At 69.1% G+C, this 17,505-nt stretch carries 19 protein-coding genes; 14 read left to right on the forward strand and 5 right to left on the reverse strand.

From position 1 onward, the window contains the following. The first annotated feature begins 645 nt into the window (after window positions 1-645). A complete protein-coding gene (locus ON23_RS15550) occupies window positions 646-1,566 on the forward strand; it encodes an alpha/beta hydrolase (protein ID WP_051042730.1) in 921 nt (306 codons plus the stop codon). Between the two features lie 265 nt (window positions 1,567-1,831). After that, window positions 1,832-2,695 carry an AfsR/SARP family transcriptional regulator gene (locus ON23_RS15555; RefSeq protein WP_083903990.1) on the forward strand — a complete coding sequence of 288 codons (864 nt, stop codon included), beginning with the start codon at window positions 1,832-1,834 and terminating at the stop codon, window positions 2,693-2,695. 10 nt (window positions 2,696-2,705) lie between these two features. On the opposite strand, the gene ON23_RS15560 is transcribed toward ON23_RS15555, so the two are convergent. Together ON23_RS15560 and ON23_RS15565 are read right to left on the reverse strand one after the other, a co-directional pair. Continuing rightward, window positions 2,706-4,064 (reverse strand): acetyl-CoA carboxylase biotin carboxylase subunit, encoded by a 1,359-nt coding sequence (locus tag ON23_RS15560; protein ID WP_039779110.1) that lies wholly within the window; start codon window positions 4,062-4,064, stop codon window positions 2,706-2,708. Window positions 4,065-4,074: 10 nt separating this feature from the next. Then, window positions 4,075-5,745 (reverse strand): acetyl-CoA carboxylase carboxyl transferase subunit, encoded by a 1,671-nt coding sequence (locus ON23_RS15565; protein ID WP_039778995.1) that lies wholly within the window; start codon window positions 5,743-5,745, stop codon window positions 4,075-4,077. 213 nt (window positions 5,746-5,958) lie between these two features. Here ON23_RS15565 and ON23_RS15570 point away from each other — a divergent pair, with 213 nt between their 5' ends. From ON23_RS15570 to ON23_RS15600, 7 genes are read left to right on the forward strand one after another with little or no spacing between them, the layout of a single operon-like run. Then, window positions 5,959-7,227, forward strand: coding sequence for a beta-ketoacyl-[acyl-carrier-protein] synthase family protein (locus ON23_RS15570; protein ID WP_039778997.1), 1,269 nt, complete (start codon window positions 5,959-5,961; stop codon window positions 7,225-7,227). Next, window positions 7,224-8,438, forward strand: a complete 1,215-nt coding sequence (locus ON23_RS15575; RefSeq protein WP_039778998.1) for a ketosynthase chain-length factor — start codon at window positions 7,224-7,226, stop codon at window positions 8,436-8,438. Before ON23_RS15570 ends, ON23_RS15575 begins: the two co-directional genes overlap by 4 nt. A gap of 49 nt (window positions 8,439-8,487) precedes the next feature. Further along, a complete protein-coding gene (locus tag ON23_RS15580) occupies window positions 8,488-8,745 on the forward strand; it encodes an acyl carrier protein (RefSeq protein WP_030515841.1) in 258 nt (85 codons plus the stop codon). Next, window positions 8,742-9,692: an aromatase/cyclase gene (locus ON23_RS15585; protein WP_039778999.1), complete on the forward strand. Its 951-nt coding sequence runs from the start codon at window positions 8,742-8,744 to the stop codon at window positions 9,690-9,692. Before ON23_RS15580 ends, ON23_RS15585 begins: the two co-directional genes overlap by 4 nt. After that, complete coding sequence (locus tag ON23_RS39255; RefSeq protein WP_039779000.1) at window positions 9,689-10,621, forward strand: MBL fold metallo-hydrolase; 933 nt, start codon at window positions 9,689-9,691, stop codon at window positions 10,619-10,621. Before ON23_RS15585 ends, ON23_RS39255 begins: the two co-directional genes overlap by 4 nt. Before the next feature lie 11 nt (window positions 10,622-10,632). Continuing rightward, window positions 10,633-11,889 carry an FAD-dependent oxidoreductase gene (locus tag ON23_RS15595; protein WP_039779002.1) on the forward strand — a complete coding sequence of 419 codons (1,257 nt, stop codon included), beginning with the start codon at window positions 10,633-10,635 and terminating at the stop codon, window positions 11,887-11,889. A gap of 26 nt (window positions 11,890-11,915) precedes the next feature. Next, window positions 11,916-12,677 (forward strand): alpha/beta fold hydrolase, encoded by a 762-nt coding sequence (locus tag ON23_RS15600; protein WP_039779004.1) that lies wholly within the window; start codon window positions 11,916-11,918, stop codon window positions 12,675-12,677. Here the strand turns inward: ON23_RS15600 and ON23_RS15605 are convergent. Beyond that, window positions 12,656-13,027, reverse strand: a complete 372-nt coding sequence (locus ON23_RS15605) for a winged helix-turn-helix transcriptional regulator (RefSeq protein WP_039779111.1) — start codon at window positions 13,025-13,027, stop codon at window positions 12,656-12,658. The genes ON23_RS15600 and ON23_RS15605 overlap by 22 nt on opposite strands. Before the next feature lie 93 nt (window positions 13,028-13,120). Here ON23_RS15605 and ON23_RS15610 point away from each other — a divergent pair, with 93 nt between their 5' ends. Together ON23_RS15610 and ON23_RS15615 are read left to right on the forward strand one after the other, a co-directional pair. Next, complete coding sequence (locus ON23_RS15610) at window positions 13,121-13,615, forward strand: luciferase domain-containing protein (protein ID WP_039779006.1); 495 nt, start codon at window positions 13,121-13,123, stop codon at window positions 13,613-13,615. A gap of 29 nt (window positions 13,616-13,644) precedes the next feature. Continuing rightward, window positions 13,645-14,031: a lipocalin-like domain-containing protein gene (locus ON23_RS15615; RefSeq protein WP_039779007.1), complete on the forward strand. Its 387-nt coding sequence runs from the start codon at window positions 13,645-13,647 to the stop codon at window positions 14,029-14,031. On the opposite strand, the gene ON23_RS15620 is transcribed toward ON23_RS15615, so the two are convergent. Both ON23_RS15620 and ON23_RS15625 read right to left on the reverse strand, forming a co-directional pair. After that, on the reverse strand, window positions 14,032-14,538 hold the full coding sequence (locus tag ON23_RS15620; RefSeq protein ID WP_157170228.1) for an acetyl-CoA carboxylase biotin carboxyl carrier protein: 507 nt from the start codon (window positions 14,536-14,538) through the stop codon (window positions 14,032-14,034). A gap of 15 nt (window positions 14,539-14,553) precedes the next feature. Continuing rightward, window positions 14,554-15,336: an SDR family NAD(P)-dependent oxidoreductase gene (locus tag ON23_RS15625; protein WP_039779008.1), complete on the reverse strand. Its 783-nt coding sequence runs from the start codon at window positions 15,334-15,336 to the stop codon at window positions 14,554-14,556. 186 nt (window positions 15,337-15,522) lie between these two features. Between ON23_RS15625 and ON23_RS15630 the strand changes: the two genes are divergently transcribed. From ON23_RS15630 to ON23_RS15640, 3 genes are all read left to right on the forward strand, one after another. Next, window positions 15,523-15,942 (forward strand): nuclear transport factor 2 family protein, encoded by a 420-nt coding sequence (locus tag ON23_RS15630; RefSeq protein ID WP_039779009.1) that lies wholly within the window; start codon window positions 15,523-15,525, stop codon window positions 15,940-15,942. Between the two features lie 32 nt (window positions 15,943-15,974). Then, window positions 15,975-16,586 (forward strand): malonic semialdehyde reductase, encoded by a 612-nt coding sequence (locus ON23_RS15635; RefSeq protein WP_051042735.1) that lies wholly within the window; start codon window positions 15,975-15,977, stop codon window positions 16,584-16,586. Between the two features lie 145 nt (window positions 16,587-16,731). Then, a complete protein-coding gene (locus ON23_RS15640) occupies window positions 16,732-17,496 on the forward strand; it encodes a sigma 54 modulation/S30EA ribosomal C-terminal domain-containing protein (RefSeq protein WP_051042736.1) in 765 nt (254 codons plus the stop codon). Window positions 17,497-17,505: the final 9 nt, after the last annotated feature.

Raw genomic sequence — 17,505 nt, forward strand, 5'->3', positions numbered from 1 at the left:
CTCTCCTCTCGATCGGATGGGATGGATTCATCGGGGAATACGCCGGCGTGGGCCGGCTGTCGCCCCCGGCAGCCCAGCATGTTCGGCTACACCTCGGCAGGTACCCGGCAATCTTTCAGCGAAACCAGTCGGACAGCCATGAAATGCGATTCGACCACCCTCACGCGGGCCGATCGCGGACCGGCGCCGCCCTGGCCGCATACGACTTCGCGACCGAATCCGGCTTGTAGCACCGTCGGATCCGGTCGACCAGCCGCCGAACACAGGGTCAGAGCGTCCGGGGCCAGCGCCGGGTGCAGGCGCGTCGCCGCCGGAAAGACCGGGGCGCATGTCTGCACATTGGTGACCGCCCAGCTACCAGAGGGCGGGAGGTGGACGATATCGCTACCCTTGCGGCAACCAGTAGGAGTCGGGCGACTCGGCGACTTCGCGACAAGGGATACCGCACCACATATCCGTCGCCGTCACAATGCGAATCCCTTGGCCGCCAGCATTTTCCCTCCCGTGCCGCTGCTGCGGCCCTGGCGCGTCACATCCGCCGGCAGGTAACGACCCGAACCGCCTCCACCACCCCTCTCGATGGCGAATACTGATCGGTGCCCCGGTGGCGTCATCACCGGGACACCGATTGTGTGTGGAGTTGCGATGAGGCTGCGAGCTTCGACCCTGACCGTCCTCGCCGCCGTGGGCATCGCGGCCGCCGCCTTCGCTCCCGCCGCCGCGGGGCCACCGCTGCCGGGCACCGTGGACCTGCCCTGCGCGGCGGCGACCCTACACCAGGACGCCGCGTGGTATCGGCCCGCGGGCACGCCGCGCGGCATGGTCTGGCTACAGCACGGCTTCGCCCGCACCGAGGGCAACGTCGCCGCGCTCGCCGAAACACTGTCCGACGCAGGATATCTGGTCTTCTCACCCAGTCTGCCGTTCCTGAACCCGGACGGCTGCACCCTGCAGAACCTCGGCGACAACACCGCGTTCCTGGATCAGGTGGCCCGGCTGTTCGCCACCGCCGCCGATCCCACCGGCCCGCTGGCCACCTCCGCGGCCCGCGCCGGAGTCGGCCTGCCCGCGCTGCCGCGCCGGGTGGTGTTCATCGGCCATTCCGCCGGCGCCGAAGCCGTCGAATACGTCGCCCACCGCCTGCACGCCTCCTATCCGGACGCGTGGGCGAACCTGCGCGGACTCGTCGTGCTTGATCCGGTGAAATCCTTCCTCGGCACCAACACCGACACCGCACTCATCGATCTCGCCGCCACCGACCTTCCCGTCCTCACCGTCTCCGGTCCGCCCGCGCTGTGCAACAACTTCGGCAGCGGAACCGGCGCCCTGCGAACACATCTGCACCGGCCCTTCCTCGGCGTGCGCCTCACCACCGGCGAACACACCGATACCGAAGGCGCCTCTACCGATACGCTGGGCGAATTGTTGTGCGGCACACCGCAACCGGACAATGTGGCAGCACTCCAGCAACTCACCGTCCGCTGGACCGGCGACTACTTCGACGGCAGCACCGACTATCCGGCCGATGCCGCCGTGGCCGCCGCCGAACCTCTCACCGGAACCTGACCGCAACCGGCGAGCCGCCGCGGCCCGGACGGATTCCGCTCGGCGCCAACCGGTTCCGACGATGCGCCCGTCACCCAGTCGAGCGTCCAGATTATTCCTCACCTGCGAAGACATATGCGAGAACAAGACGGCCGTAAGGCGTTAACGGTATGATCACAGTGGGTTTACGGTCACGCCACAATGCCCTCGGTACTCTGAAACGGACTACAGCGACGTACGAATTCACGCTCACCGCAAAGCAATTCATGCTACAAGGGGACGCTACGTGTCGAATCCTGTGTACGCCCGCGTTCTGGGCCCTTTGACCCTCGCCCTCGACAATCGCAATGCGACGCCGACTGCTCAGAAGCAACGGCAATTGCTGGCGCTGTTGTTGATTCGGCATTCGACGGTGGTTCCGGTCACGACACTCATCGAAGAGCTGTGGAACGACGATCCGCCACGCAGCGCGATCACGGTCGTGCAGACCTATGTTCTGGGTATCCGAAAGAAGATGGCGCAATATCTGGAGGTCGATCAGGGCGAGATCGCGGACCGATATCTCCGCACCTGGAGCAAGGGATACATGTTCGACGCACAGGACTGTGTCCTGGATTTGCGCGACTATCGCACGATGACCGACGCCGCGCGGTGTGCGTTGAATGCCGGTGACGACGTGCGCGCGGTGGATCTGTTCACCGCGGCCGAAGCGCTGTGGACCGGTCCGGCGCTGCTGGACGTCGAGTGCGGCCTGCCCTTGTCGGCGGAGTTGTCGCATCTGGAACAGGTGCGGCTGACCGACCTCGAGCTGCGCATCGAAGCCCAGCTGCGGCTGGGCCGGCACCGGGAAGTCTGCCCCGACCTGGCCCGACTGACCGCGGAACAGCCTCTGCACGAACGACTTCAGGCGTACTACATGTACGCGCTGTGCCGTTCCGGCCGTCGCCATCGCGCCCTCGAGTCCTACCACGAATTCGCCCGTTCCCTGCAGCGGGAGCTCGGCCTGGATCCGTGCGTCAAATTGCGCCGATTACACAGCGACATCCTCAACGCCTCCGACGAATCGGTGACCCTGATGCTCGAAAGCCGGCACGCCGGATATCTGATCGGCTGGCAGGCGGGCGCGCAACGCTCGGCCACGCCCGCCTGATCCGGCACTCTCATTCCGGGGCGGTACCCTCGAACATTTCCTCCACCAGGGCGGTCGTATGGGTACCGGCTCGGAATTTCGGCTGATCGAGGACGTCCAGCAGGAATTCGCGCGTGGTGCACAATCTTTCGCCACCGACCCGGAATTCGGCCAGCGCCCGGTTCATCCGCGCTATCGCGGCATCGCGGTCGGGCGCCCACACGATAACCTTCGCGAGCAGTGAATCGTAGTCCGGCGGCACCGAATAACCCGCCCGGATATGCGTATCGACGCGCGTGAACGGACCGCCGGGCGCGGTGAATTCGGAAATCCTGGCGGGCGTCGGCGCGAATCCGGCCGCCGGATTCTCGGCATTGATCCGGCATTCGATCGCGGCGCCCTTCGGCTGAATCCGATCCTGGGTCCACGCCAGCGGTTCGCCGGCGGCGATCCGGATCTGCTCGGCGACCAGATCGATACCGGTGACCATTTCGGTGACCGGATGTTCCACCTGAATTCGGCAGTTCACTTCCATGAAGTAGTAGTTGCCGGCCGAGTCGAGCAGGAATTCGACGGTGCCGGCTCCGGTGTATCCGGCAGCGAGGACCCCGTCGACCGCCGACCGGCCGATCCGGGCGGCCAGCCCGTCCGGCAGCCGCGGCGCCGGCGACTCCTCCACCAGCTTCTGATGCCTGCGCTGCACCGAGCAATCCCGCTCGCCGAGATGCACACCCGCGCCGAAACTGTCGCACAGCACCTGCACCTCCACGTGCCGGGCGCGGTCGAGATACCTCTCGACATACACCCGGCTGTCACCGAAGAGCATGCGGGCCGTGGCCCGGGTATCCCGGTAGGCCCGGGCGAATTCGGCGCCGTCGTGCACCACCGCCATCCCGCGCCCGCCACCGCCGGCGACGGCCTTGATGATCACCGGATACCCGATCCGGTCCGCGAGAGCCTGCGCCTCGTCGAATTCCAGCGCGTCGAGGCTGCCCGGAAGCAGCGGCAGCCCGGCCTTGGCCATCAGCGTGCGGGCCGACTGCTTGTCACCCAGCTCGGCCATGACGTCGGCGGGCGGTCCGATCAGCGTGACCCCGGCGGCCCGGCAAGCGTCGGCGAAATCCGGTGACTCCGAAAGGAATCCGTAGCCGGGGTGGATGGCGTCGGCGCCGGTGATCTCGGCTGCCGCCAGAATCGCGGCCGCGTCGAGATAGCTGCGTTTGGCCGCGGCCGGACCGATCCGCACGGCCTCGTCGGCGAACTCCACGACCGCCGAATCGTAGTCGGCCGCCGAATAGACCGCCACCGTGGGCACGCCCATCTCCCGGCAGGTGCGGGCCACCCGCAGCGCGATCTCACCCCGGTTGGCGATCAGAATCTTGTCGAACATCGCGCCTCCCTCACGCCGCCGTGCGGGCGGCCACCGGAACACCGAAGCGACGGAACCGGGCTCGCCGCTCGGCCGCCAGCTCCTCGCCGCTGCGCCCGATCAAGGCCCGCAGCGTCTCGGCCAGGGCCCGGTGCAGCCGCTCGGCCGCCACGCGTGGCGCCGCGGCGGCGTCGTGGCCGGGCAGTACACCGTCGACGATGCCCAGCCGCAGCAACTCGCGAGCGGTGATGTGCAGTGCCGCAGCGGCTTCGGCCGCGGCGCTCGGATCGTTCCACACGATGGCCGCACATCCTTCGGGGCTGATCACCGAGTAGACCGAGTCGGCCAGCATCAGCACGCGGTTGGCGACCGCGAGCGCCAGCGCGCCGCCGCTGCCGCCCTCGCCGATCACCACACTGATCACCGGGACGCGCAAGGCCGACATCAGGCGAATGTTCTCGGCGATGGCCACGGCCTGGCCCTGCTCCTCGGCGGTCGCTCCCGGATAGGCGCCCGGGGTGTCGATGAGTGTGACGACCGGCAGCCCGAGCTTTTCGGCCAGGCGCATGAGCCGCGCGGCCTTGCGATATCCCGGCGGCGTGGGCATGCCGAAGTTGCGGGCCATGAGCTCCTTGGGGTCGTGGCCCTTCTGCTGGCCGATCACCATCACCGGCCGGTCGCCGAGCCAGGCCGGCCCGCCGACGACGGCGGGACAGTCGGCGCCGATGCGGTCGCCGCGCAGTTCGATGAATCCGTCGAACGCGAGGGCCACATAGTCCAAGGCGGTGGGCCGGGTGATCTCTCGCGCCCGCCGGACCTGGTCCCAGGCCTCGGTCTCGGGCAGCGAGTGCGGATCGGTGATGATCTCGGCCGCCGCACCCGGTGCGCCGGTCGGGTCGACCGGCCCCGCGATGCGCAACAGCGAACCCAGCGTCGCGCGCAGGCCCGAACGGGGCACGATCATATCGATGAGGCCGTGCTCGAGCAGGAATTCCGCGGTCTGGAACCGCGGTGGCAGTTCCTGGCGGATCGTCTGCTCGATGACCCGGCGCCCGGCGAAGCCGAGCCGCGCGCCGGGTTCGGCGATCAGCACGTCGGTCAGCGTCGCGAACGACGCGGCGACACCGCCGTAGGTCGGATCGGTGATCAGGCTGACGGTGAGGATGCCCGCGCGGTCGAGCTGCTCGAGCGCGGCACTGGTCTTGGCCATCTGCATCAGCGACAGCGGCCCCTCCTGCATGCGGGCGCCACCGGAGGCGGTGACCAGAAGCAGCGGAATACGTTCGGCCAGTGCGTATTCCGCCGCCACGGTGATCATCTCGCCGACCGCGGTGCCCAGGCTGCCGCCGAGGAAGCGGAAGTCCATCGCGACGACGACGACCGCGGCGCCCTCGATGCGCGTGGTCGCGCACACGACCGCGTCTCGCAGTCCGGTGCGCGCCCGCGCACCGGCCAGCCGGCCGGCATAGGGCACGACATCGTGGAAGTTCAGCGGATCGTCCTCGGTGCCGGCCATCGGCAGCGGCTCGAACCTGCCCTCGTCGGCCAGCTGGCGCAAACGCTGCTCGGCGGACAGGGTGGTGTGCCGGCCGCATTCACCGCAGACGCCCAGGTCGCGTTCGAAACGCTTGCGATACAGCGGAATCCGGCAGCCCGGGCACAGGACCCAGTCCGCGGTGTGGGAGCTTGGCGGCGTCTTCACGGGGTGTCTCCTGTGCTCGATCGGCCACGGTCAGCCGGACCGCAGCGTCCGGTGTGCTCAGGTTCGCCCCGCGCGCTCGAGGACAGCTCGATCGCGGTGCTCGAGCGGGGCTAGAGCGGCCCGCTTCACCCTGATCGTGATCTCGGGGACTTTCGGGACTCTTCGGCGAGAAGGGACAACAGCTGTGTACGCCAATGCATTCGGAGGTTCGTTATGAACCGTCGCGTCGTCGTGACCGGGCTCGGGGTGCGTGCGCCCGGCGGCAACGGCAAGGACGAATTCTGGAAGTTGCTGTCGGACGGGCGCACCGCCACCCGCCGGATCAGCTTCTTCGACGCCTCCCCCTATCGGTCCCAGGTGGCGGGCGAGGCCGATTTCGACGCGGTCCGGGAAGGGTTGTCGCCCAGGGAGATTCGGCGCATGGACCGCGCCGCGCAGTTCGCGGTGGTGTGTGCCCGCGAAGCGGTGGCCGACAGCGGTCTCGGCGTCGACACGCTCGATCCGCAGCGTATCGGCGTCAGCCTCGGCAGTGCCGTGGCCGCGGCGACCAGCCTGGAACAGGAATATCTGGTGCTGTCGGACTCCGGCCGCGACTGGGTGGTCGACGAGAAGCACGTCTCGCCCTACATGTTCGACTACATGGTGCCGAGTGTGATGCCGGCCGAGGTGGCATGGAGCGTGGGCGCCGAAGGGCCGGTGGCCATGGTGTCCAACGGGTGTACGTCGGGACTGGACTCGGTCGGGCACGCGGTGCAGTTGATCCGCGAGGGCTCCGCCGACATGGTGCTGGCCGGCGCCGCCGATACCCCGATCACGCCGATCGTGGTGGCCTGCTTCGACGCGATCAAGGCGACGACGCCGCGCAACGACGACGCCGAGCACGCCTCGCGGCCGTTCGACAACTCGCGCAACGGTTTCGTCCTCGCCGAAGGCGCGGCGATGTTCGTGCTCGAGGAGTACGAGAGCGCCCGCCGGCGCGGCGCGCACATCTACGCCGAGATCACCGGCTACGCGACGCGCTGCAACGCTTACCACATGACCGGTCTCAAGGCCGACGGGCGCGAGATGGCCGAGGCGATCCGGGTGGCCCTCGACGAATCGCGGGTCGATCCCACCGCCGTGGACTACGTCAACGCGCACGGCTCGGGCACCCGCCAGAACGACCGCCACGAAACCGCCGCGGTGAAGCGCAGTCTCGGCGAGCACGCCTACCGCACGCCCATGAGCTCGATCAAATCGATGGTGGGTCATTCGCTGGGCGCCATCGGTTCGGTGGAGATCGCGGCCTGCCTGCTCGCGCTGCAGCACCAGGTGGTGCCGCCGACGGCGAATCTGCACGAGCCGGATCCGGAATGCGATCTCGACTACGTCCCCCTCACCGCCCGCGACCACCGCATCGACACCGTACTGAGCGTCGGCAGCGGATTCGGCGGCTTCCAGAGCGCCATGGTGCTGCGCCGGCCGCAGGGGGTGCCGGCATGAGCGTCGTGACGGGAATGGGCGTGGTGGCGCCCAACGGGCTGGGCCTGGACCACTTCTGGGATGCCGTGCTGGCCGGCCGCGGCGCGATCGCACCGCTGACCCGCTTCGACACCACCGGATTCGGCGCCACGCTGGCCGGCCAGGTGGCCGAGTTCGACGCCGGCAAATACCTGCCGAGCCGGCTGCTACCGCAGACCGACGTCTCCACCCGCATGGCACTGGTGGCCGCGCAGTGGGCCCTCGACGACGCGAAGGTCGACACCACCGCACTCACCGACTACGGCATGGGTGTGGTCACCGGAAACGCTTCCGGCGGTTTCGAATTCACCCATCGCGAATTCCACAAACTGTGGTCGCGCGGCTCCGAACACGTGAGCGTGTACGAATCGTTCGCCTGGTTCTATGCGGTGAACACCGGCCAGATCTCGATCCGCCACGGCATGCGCGGACCGAGCAGCGCGCTGGTCGCCGATCAGGCCGGTGGCCTGGACGCGGTCGGGCACGCCCGGCGCACCGTGCGGCGCGGCACTCCCCTGGTGGTCACCGGTGGCGTCGATTCGGCGCTGGACCCGTGGGGCTGGGTCTCCCATATCGCGGCCGGAACCGTCAGTACCGCAACCGATCCCGCGCGCGCCTATCTGCCGTTCGACGCGCACGCGGCGGGGAACGTGCCCGGCGAGGGCGGGGCCATGCTGGTACTCGAGGACGCCGCGGCGGCCCAGGCTCGGGGTGTGCCCGACTGTTACGGCGAAATCGCCGGATACGCGCAGACTTTCGACCCGCCGCCGGGTTCGCCGCGCCCGCCGGGACTGCAGCGGGCCATCGAGCTGGCGCTCGCCGATGCCGGACTGCGCAGCGACGACATCGATGTCGTCTTCGCCGACGCCGCCGGTGTGCCCGAGGCCGACCGCGCCGAGGCCGCGGCCCTCGAGGCCGTCTTCGGTCCCGGCGGGGTTGCCGTGACCGCCACGAAACCGCTCACCGGGCGGCTGTTCTCCGGTGCGGGCCCGCTCGACATCGTCACCTGCCTGCTGGCCATGCGCGACGCGGTGATCCCGCCGACCGTGGCCACCACCGAACTCGCCGAAGGATGCCGGATCGACCTGGTCCGCGGCGAACCGCGCTCGGCCGACCTCGGCGCCGGGCTCGTCCTCGCCCGCGGGCGATGGGGTTTCAACTCCGCGGTGGTCGTTCGCGCGCACCCGCGCTGACCCCGCACAGCAATCGCAGTATCCCTCCGAACGCACTCAGGAGCACATCATGACCATCACCATCGACACCCTGCGCCGAATTCTGGTGGCCTGCGCCGGCGGCGACGAGGACGCCCCCGAACTCGCCGGTGACATCGCCGAGGTCGAGTTCGAGGAACTCGGCTACGACTCGCTGGCCCTGATCGAAACCGCCTCGCGCATCCAGCGCGAGTTCGGGGTGACGGTCCCCGAGGAACAGCTCATCGACGTCAAGACCCCGCAGGAGCTGATCGACATCGTCAACCAGCAGCTGGCGGGTGTGGCATGACGATCCGCACGACGCACACCCGGGTCGTCGACGCGCCCGCGGACGAGGTCTACGGGCTCGTCGCCGACGTCGGCCGCTGGCCGGTGATCTTCGAACCGTCCGTGCTGGTGCGGCATCTGCACCGCGGCGCCGACGAGGAGCGGTTCCGGCTGTGGGCGACGGTGAACGGTCAGGTCACCGACTGGACCTCGCACCGCACCCTGGACCCGGCCGGCCGGCGCATCACCTTCGAGCAGGAACGCAGCCGGGCGCCGATCGCCTCCATGGGCGGGCAGTGGAGTTTCGACGAAACCGGCCCGCGCACAACGACTGTCACACTCGATCACCACTTCACCGTGGCCGACGGTGTGGATCCGGAGGTGATCACCGGCGCGGTCGACCGCAACAGCGTCACCGAACTGGCGGCGCTGGCCCGCATCGCCGAGCTGGGGCATCCGGTCGACGACGTCATCGTCACGTTCGAGGACCGCGTGACGCTGGACGCGACGGCGGCCGAACTCTACGACTTCGTCTACCACAGCGACCGCTGGCCCGACCACGTTCCGCACGTCGGCCGGGTGGATCTGACCGAGGATGCGGACGGGGTGCAGCTGATGGAGATGGACACCGTCACCGAAGGCGGTATCCCGCACACCACCCGCTCGATCCGGATCTGCGTGCCGGCCGAACGCATCGACTACAAACAGCAGCTGCCGCCCGCGATGCTGTTCGGGCACAGCGGCGCATGGGAATTCGCCGACGATCCCGCCGGCGTGGTGGTCACCGCGCGGCACACGGTGGCGATCAACCCCGCCGCGGCGCGCGACGTCCTCGGCCCCGGCACCGGACTCGCCGAGGCCCGCGCCTATCTCGGTGACGCCCTGGGCGCCAACAGCCGCAACACCCTGCTGTGCGCGGCGCAATACATCGCCGCCCGCCGCGCCGAATCCGCGAAATCACCGTCATGACGGCGACCGGAACTCCACGGCTCGCCGAACCGGTCGTACAGGAAGTCGCCGACGGTGTCTTCGCCTACACCCACGGCCACGGCGGCTGGTGCGTCAGCAACGCCGGCGTCGTCGCCGGACCCGACGGTGCGCTGGTGATCGACACACTCGCCACCGAGGACCGCACCCGCGGCCTGATCGAGCACGTCGATCGGGTCGCCGGCGGACCGGCGCGCACCGTGGTCAACACCCATCACCACGGCGACCACAATTTCGGCAACCATCTGTTCGGCCCGTCCGCGGTCCTCATCGGACACGATCGGATCCGCGCCGAGATGATCGAGACCGGGCTGGCTCTGACGCAGCTGTGGCCGCAGGTCCGGTGGGGCGACGTCCGCGTCACGCCACCCACCGTCACCTTCTCCGACCGGCTGACCCTGCACGTCGGCGAGCGGCGGGTGGAACTGATCCATCTGGGCCCGGCAGCGCACACCACCAACGACGTGGTGGCGTGGCTGCCCGCGGAGAAGGTGCTGTTCGCCGGGGATCTGGTGATGTCGGGCGCGGCGCCGTTCTGCTTGTTCGGTTCGGTCGCCGGCACCCTCGCCGCGATCCGGACACTGGCCGGGCTGGGCGCGGAAACCGTTGTGGCGGGCCACGGCCCGGTCACCGGACCGGAGATCTTCGATCACACGATCCGGTATCTGGAATGGATCGACAGGTTGGCGCTCGACGGGCGGGCGTTGGGGCTGACGCCGCTGGGCATCGCACTCGAGGCCGATCCCGGCGAGTTCGCGGATCTGGTGGATGCCGAGCGGGTGGTCGGCAACCTCCATCGCGCCTATGCCGAGGCGGACGGCGCGGCACCGGGCGCGCCGCTGGATGTGCTCGCCATCTTCGACGAGATGGTCGGCTACAACGACGGCCGGGTACCGACGTGCCTGGCCTGAGCGAGCGAGAAGTGGACCCAGCCGAGCACGAACCCGGCAGGGCCGAGACCGTCGATGTGTGCGTGGTCGGCGGCGGGCCGGCGGGACTGGTCGCCGGTGTGCTGCTGGCCCGCTCCGGAGCGACGGTCATCGTGCTGGAAAAGCATCCGGACTTCCTGCGCGACTTCCGCGGTGACACCGTCCATCCGTCGACGCTGACGGTGATGGACGAACTCGGGCTCGCCGACGAATTCCTCGCGCTGCCGCATGTGCGGGCCCCGCGGCTGCCGATGGCGACCGCGCTGGGGCCGGTCGTGTTCGCCGACTTCGCCCGGCTGCCCGGCCGGTTCCCGTTCGTGGCGTTCATGCCGCAATGGGATGTGCTGAACTTCCTCGCCGAGGCCGGCCGCCGGTATCCGGGCTTCCGTCTGCTGCAGCGGGCGGAGGTCACCGCACTGCTCGAGTCCGGCGGCACCGTCACCGGCGTGCGCGCTGCCACCCCGGACGGTCCGCTCGAGGTGCGGGCCCGTCTCGTCATCGCCGCCGACGGACGAAATTCCTTGGTGCGCACCAGCGGTGCGCTCGCGGTGGCGGCCGGCCGGGCGCCGATGGACGTGTTGTGGTTCCGGGTGGGCAAACCCGACGGCGAGAGCCTGCCGACCGTGCGCAGCGGCAAGGGCTTCTTCATCGTCTGCATCGATCGCGGCGACTATCTGCAGGTCGCCTACATGATCCCCAAAGGCGGATTCGAGACGATCCGCGCCGCCGGGCTGGCCGCGTTCCGGGCGCAGCTCGCAGCCATCTATCCGGTGCTGGCGCCGGTGCTCGAGACCGCGATCCGCGACTGGGACGATGTGAAACCGCTCGACGTGCGGGTGGACCGGCTGCGACACTGGTGCCGGCCCGGCCTGCTGGCCATCGGCGATGCCGCGCACGCTATGTCACCGGCGGGCGGCGTCGGTATCAATCTGGCGGTCCAGGACGCGGTCGCCGCCGCGCGGCTGCTGGCGCCGACCCTGGCCGCGGGCGGTGTGCCGAGCCTCGCACAGTTGCGTGCGGTGCAGCGCCGCCGCGAATTCCCTATGCGCGTAGTGCAATTCGCGCAATTGCGTCTGCTCGCCGACCTGTATCCGAACGCGGGAGGACCCAGCACCGACAAGCCGTTGCTGGCCCGGCTGCTGCGTCGCTTCCCCGGACTCTCGCACGTGGTGGCACGGGTCATCGGCCTCGGGATCCGCCCCGAACACGTCCCGCCGGCCCACGGCGACCAACTCGTTTCCAGTACCTGATTCCCCATATCCAGGAGGACCTTGTCGTGTCGACCTATCTCCTCGTTCACGGCGCGTTTCACGGCGGCTGGGCCTGGCAGCGGGTGACCCCGTTGCTCACCGCGGCCGGTCACCGTGTCTTCGCGCCCTCACTCGCCGGCATGGGCGAACGCGCCGGCGAGCTCACTCCCGACGTGGGGCTCGACACCCACGTCGACGATCTCGCCGAGCTGATCCTCGCCGAGGATCTGCGGGAGCTGATCCTGGTGGGCCACAGCTACGCCGGAATCGTCGTCACCGCGCTCGCGGACCGGTTCCCGGACCGCGTCGCCGAGCTGATCTACGTGGATACCTTCGTGCCGCGAGACGGCGAGGCCGTCGCCGACATCATGCCGGAGATGGTCGAGGCGTTCACCACCGCGGCCGCGGCCGTCGGGCACGGCTGGCGCGTGCCCCCGCCCACCGAGCCGATGGGCGACAGCGGCATCAACGGCGTCACCGAGGAACCCGACCTGAGCTGGGTGGCCTCGATGCTGACGGCTCAGTCGCTGAAGACTTTCCATCAGCCGCTGACCCTGCGCAACCCGGACGATCTGGCGCTGGTTCCCGTCACCCACATCCACTGCAGCGAGGGCGGCGAGGCCTTCAAGGCGATGCGCGCGGCGATGCCGCGGACTCTGCCGCCCGCGGACCTGCCCGCCGAACGGCTCCATATTCTGCCGACCGGGCACGACTGCATGATCACCATGCCGCGCGAATTCGCCGGACTGCTATTGAAATTCGCGGCTCAGCCTTCGCCCGCGTCGTAGGCGGCGCGAGCCGCCAGCACCTGCGCCAGGTGCTCGTTCGACCACCGCGCGAGACCGTCGAACAACGGAGTCAGAGTGGCGGCCAGCGCGGTGGCCGCGTACTCGACGCGTGGCGGAACCTCGGGATGGTAGGTGCGCTGCACCAGACCGTCGCGTTCGAGCTGACGCAGCCGCTGGGTCAGCACCTTGGGCGTCACGCCCGGAATACGTTGCTGCACTTCGTTGAAACGCATCCGGCCGTCGTGGATCAGCACCCACAGCACCTGGGTGGACCAGCGGCCGAAGAACAGGTCGACCACCGGTGAGATGGGGCACGGATCCGCGACAGGGGGCGGCGTGACGGGCGTCATGATCACTCCTGGGCACTTTCCATTTGGTAACTACTATACTTTGGAAACTACTGTGTGACCAGAAGCCTTCACCGGCGCGAGAGGAGCACAGTGATGACCGCTACCGCACCCCACGGAGATCTGCGCCTGCCCCGGCGGCGGGGCGAACGCCCGCTCACCCGGCCACACAATCCGCATCAGCAGCTCACCCAGAATCCGGACGTCCGGCTCCAGGAGGCGCTGTGGGCGCGGATGGTCGCACTCGACGGCGTGCTGGCCGCCCGCAGCGCGGTCTCGCTGCCCGACACCCGCGCCCTGCATCTGCGCCCCGAACTCGCCCACGGACCCGAAGACGCCTTCCTGGCCGGCACCGAATTCGCGCATCTGCACGGGCACGCCGACGGCAGCCTGCATCTGCGCCTGCCGGAAACCGCTGCCGCCGAGGCCGTTTCGGCCGGCTGGGCCGAACAGCATCCGATGGCCCGCGCCGGCGTCCCGCCGGCGACGCTGCTGATGGTCTACGGCCCCCGCGATGCCGACGAACTGGAACAGGTCTGGCAGCTGGTGCGCGCCTCCTACGACTACGCCCGCGGGAACGCTCGAGCATGATTCGAGCGACGGCACGCATCGTGAGGCCCATGACTGCGACTGATCTCGTCGGCACCTGGGAACTGGTGTCCTACTACGACATCGACGACGCGGACGTGCGCAGCGAAGGGCCGCTCGGCCCGGCGCCGCGCGGTCTGCTGATCTACACCGCACAGGGCTCGGTCTCGGTGAGCATGATGCGCACCGGCGACACCACCGCGGCGCCCCCGTTCATGGGCTACGCCGGAACCTGGCGCACAACGGGAATGGCGGTGGTGCACGCGATCAGCGTGTGCTCGAATCCGGCCTGGGCCGGCACCGAGCAGGTACGCCAGCTGTCCCTCGACGGCGACGTGCTGACGCTGATCGGCGCCGCACAGGTGGACGGGCGGACCCAGCGCCGCATTCTCACCTGGCGCAGGTCCGCCCGCCCGTGATCACTCCGGCGAGTACGAGAACAGAGGTTCGTCGAATTGCACGGAATCACCGTCCTGTTTGAGGATCGCGGTGACGACCCCGCCCGCCTCGGCCGTCACCGGGATCATCAGCTTCATCGCCTCGACGATGCCGACCTGACGCCCCGGCGACACCCGGTCGCCGACCGCCACGAACGGCTCGGCACCGGGCTGCGGACTCCGATAGAACACGCCCACACTGGGTGCGCGGATCACCGGATCGGTCACCGGCACCTCGGTCGCGACGTCGGTTGCGGGTGCCGGTGCCGGTGCGGCGCCGGCACTCACGGCCGCCTCCCCCGGACCCTGCGGCCACTGCGCCTCCACGGTCACCTCACCGACCTGGATCCGCAGGCCGCTGGGCTGTGCGGGAAAGCCCGCCAGCAGCCGCAGCGCGCCCGACTGGATGGCGTCGAGTATCTGCAGGTAGTCGTGCTGGGCGGCATCGAGTTCCGGTGTGGGCGTGGCGTTTTCGTCCATTGTCGTCATGACGGCACTCCGCGGTCAGTAGTTGCCCAGGCCGCCACAGACATTCAATGCCTGTGCGGTCACGGCGGCGGCGGCCGGAGAGATCAGGTAGTCGACCATCGCGGCCACCTCGTCGACCTGGACGTAACGGCCGATCGGCACCCGGGCGCTCACCCGCGCGTGCACCTCGTCGGTGTCGACACCCCACAGACCCGAATACACTTCCCGAACCCGTTCGGCCATCGGGGTTTCCACGAAGCCGGGGCAGACCGCGTTGACCGTGATCCCGGTCTTGGCCAGCTCCAGCCCCAGCGCCTTGGTGAAGCCGACGACCCCGTGCTTGGAGGCCGAATACGGCGCGCCGTGGAGCACACCCTGCTTACCGCCGGTCGAGGCGATGTTGACGATCCGGCCGCTGCCGCGCTCGAGCATGCCGCCGGCGGTGAGCGCGGCCTTGGTGGCGTAGAAGACGCTGTTCAGGTTCGTCTCGATCACATCGAGCCACAGCTGGTCCTCGATCTGCGCGGTCACGCCGCCACCGCTGCGACCGGCGTTGTTGACCAGGATGTCGACCGGCCCGAACCGCCGCACCCCGGCGTCGACATACTCCCGGATCTGCGCGGCGTCGCGAACGTCGCAGCCCACCCCGTCGACCGCGAACCCGTCGTCCTGCAACTGCTTGGCCGTATCGGCCACCCGCTGCTCGTCGCGGGCGCAGATGAACACCGCAACACCCTGTGCCGCCAGGTTTTTCGTGATCTGCAAGCCCATTCCGCTGGTCGCTCCGCTGACCAGCGCCACGCGCTGACTGTCCGCCATATCTCCTCCATCGGTGCTGGATCCGGTTACGCCGGCCCGTCCGGCCACCAGCGTCGCGAAAGGCCCTATAAGACCGGTCAAACCGGTGCGGGCTCGACCGAACCTCGAGCGTCGTCGGCGACCGTGGAGCGCGATCGAGGTCCGCCCGGAATACCGGCGGCCACACCGTCTTCCGAGGAGCCGTCCATGACCACCGTCGCCAGCCGTGCCGAGCTGTACGCCGAGGTGCAGCAGTTCTACGCCGATCAGATGCAGCGCCTGGACAACCGCGACATCACCGGATACGCCGAAACCTTCACCGAGGACGCGGAATTCGAGCACACGCCGGGCCGCCCGCCCGCGCGCACCCGCGCCGGGATCGTGTCGGATCTGGTGGAGTTCCACAAGCGCTTCGACAGCGATCCGATGCAGCGCCGGCACTGGTTCAACATGATCAACCTCTCCCCGCGCGACGACGGAAGCATCGGCGCCACGATGTACTGCCTGGTGGTCAAGATCCGGCCCGGCGCGGCGCCGGAGATCGCGCCGAGCTGTGTGGTCCACGACGTGCTCGTCCGCGTCGACGGTGAACTGCGCACCCAGTCCCGACGAGTCACCCACGACTGACCGAAACCACCACCCCGACAAGGAGTTACGCTGTGAGCACCGCTCAGCCCACCACGCACCTGACCCTCGCGGCCGAAGCCCAGGACCTGCTGTTCCGCGAGGCCCGCACCGCCAACACCTTCACCGACGAACCGGTGAGCGACGAGCAGATCCGCGAGATCTACGACCTGGTCAAATACGCACCGACCTCGATGAATCAGCAGCCGCTGCGCATCGTGCTGGTTCGCGGCGCCGAGGCCCGCGCCGCCCTGGTCGAGCATATGCTCGACAACAACAAGCCCAAGACCGAAAAGGCGCCACTGACCGCGATTCTGGCCGCCGACCTCAATTTCCACGATCACCTGCCGAAGGTCTTCCCGCACGCCCCCGACGCCAAGGACTACTTCACCGACGACGACTACCGAGCCGAATCGGCCCGGTTCAACGCGCTGATCCAGATCGGCTACTTCATCCTCGGCATCCGCGCCGCGGGCCTGGCCGCCGGCCCGATGAACGGGTTCGACGCCGCCGGCGTCGACAAGGAATTCTTCCCCGAGGGCACCCACAGCGCGCTGGTCGTGGTCAACATCGGCAAACCCGGCCCCGACGCCTGGTACCCGCGCTCACCGCGGCTGGAATACGACGAGGTCGTCACAACCGTCTGATCCCCGCCCGCCCGAAGCCCGATCGGAATGTCCGATCGGGCATTTCGTGGTTCATCGATGGGACTTTCGACTCTTGGGCGCCACCATCCGCGTCGGCACAGTTGTCGTGCGTCGAAACGGTCGGGTGAGCGAAAGAGGGCGATCGGTGTTGCGGGAATCTCAGGCATGGTCGTCGGCAGCGTTCCCGGACATCGTCATCTTCACCCGCGGGCCGGTACCCGCACTCGAGGCCGAACGCGTGGCCGGGGCGGTGGGCCGGCTGCTGGCGCGCCACACCGTCACCGGCGGCGCCCGGGTGCGGGTGACCGCCGCTGCCGGCGAGTCCGAAACCCTGCTGGTCCAAGTGAATCTCGCCCGATCCGATCGCCCGGTCCGGATGCAGGTGCGCACCCGCGGGCCCAACGAGGTGCTGTCGGTGGTGGTCCGGCTGGAACGTCAACTCACCGGCGCAACCGTCCGGGACTGGCCGGATCCGGCGCGACCGGCACTGGCGAACCCCGGTGCCGGAAAGATCGTGCGCCGCAAGGTGTTCGCGCTCGACACGCTGCGCCCCAAGTCCGCCGCGGCGGTGATGGACGCGCTCGACTTCGACGTCCACCTGTTCGTCGACGCCGAAACCGGTGAGGACTCCGTCGTCTACCGGGCCGGCCCGTCCGGGTTACGGCTGGCACGCCGGTCCCGGATGCATCCCCCGTCCGATACCGGCGGCCGGATCTTCACCGTGCACTCGCGCCCCACCCCGGTCCTGCCCGAATCCGCCGCGGTGGAACGGCTGTGCGAGCACGGCCTGCCGTTCGTGTTCTACCTCGACGCCTTCACCGGGCGCGGACATCTGCTGTATCGCCGCTACGACGCGGACCTCACCCTCGTCACCCCCGGTGCCGAGGCCGAATTCGACACCGAAAGGTAGATCACCAGC

It is taken from the genome of Nocardia cerradoensis NBRC 101014 (assembly GCF_000308535.1).
GTDB classification, from domain to species: Bacteria; Actinomycetota; Actinomycetes; order Mycobacteriales; family Mycobacteriaceae; genus Nocardia; species Nocardia cerradoensis.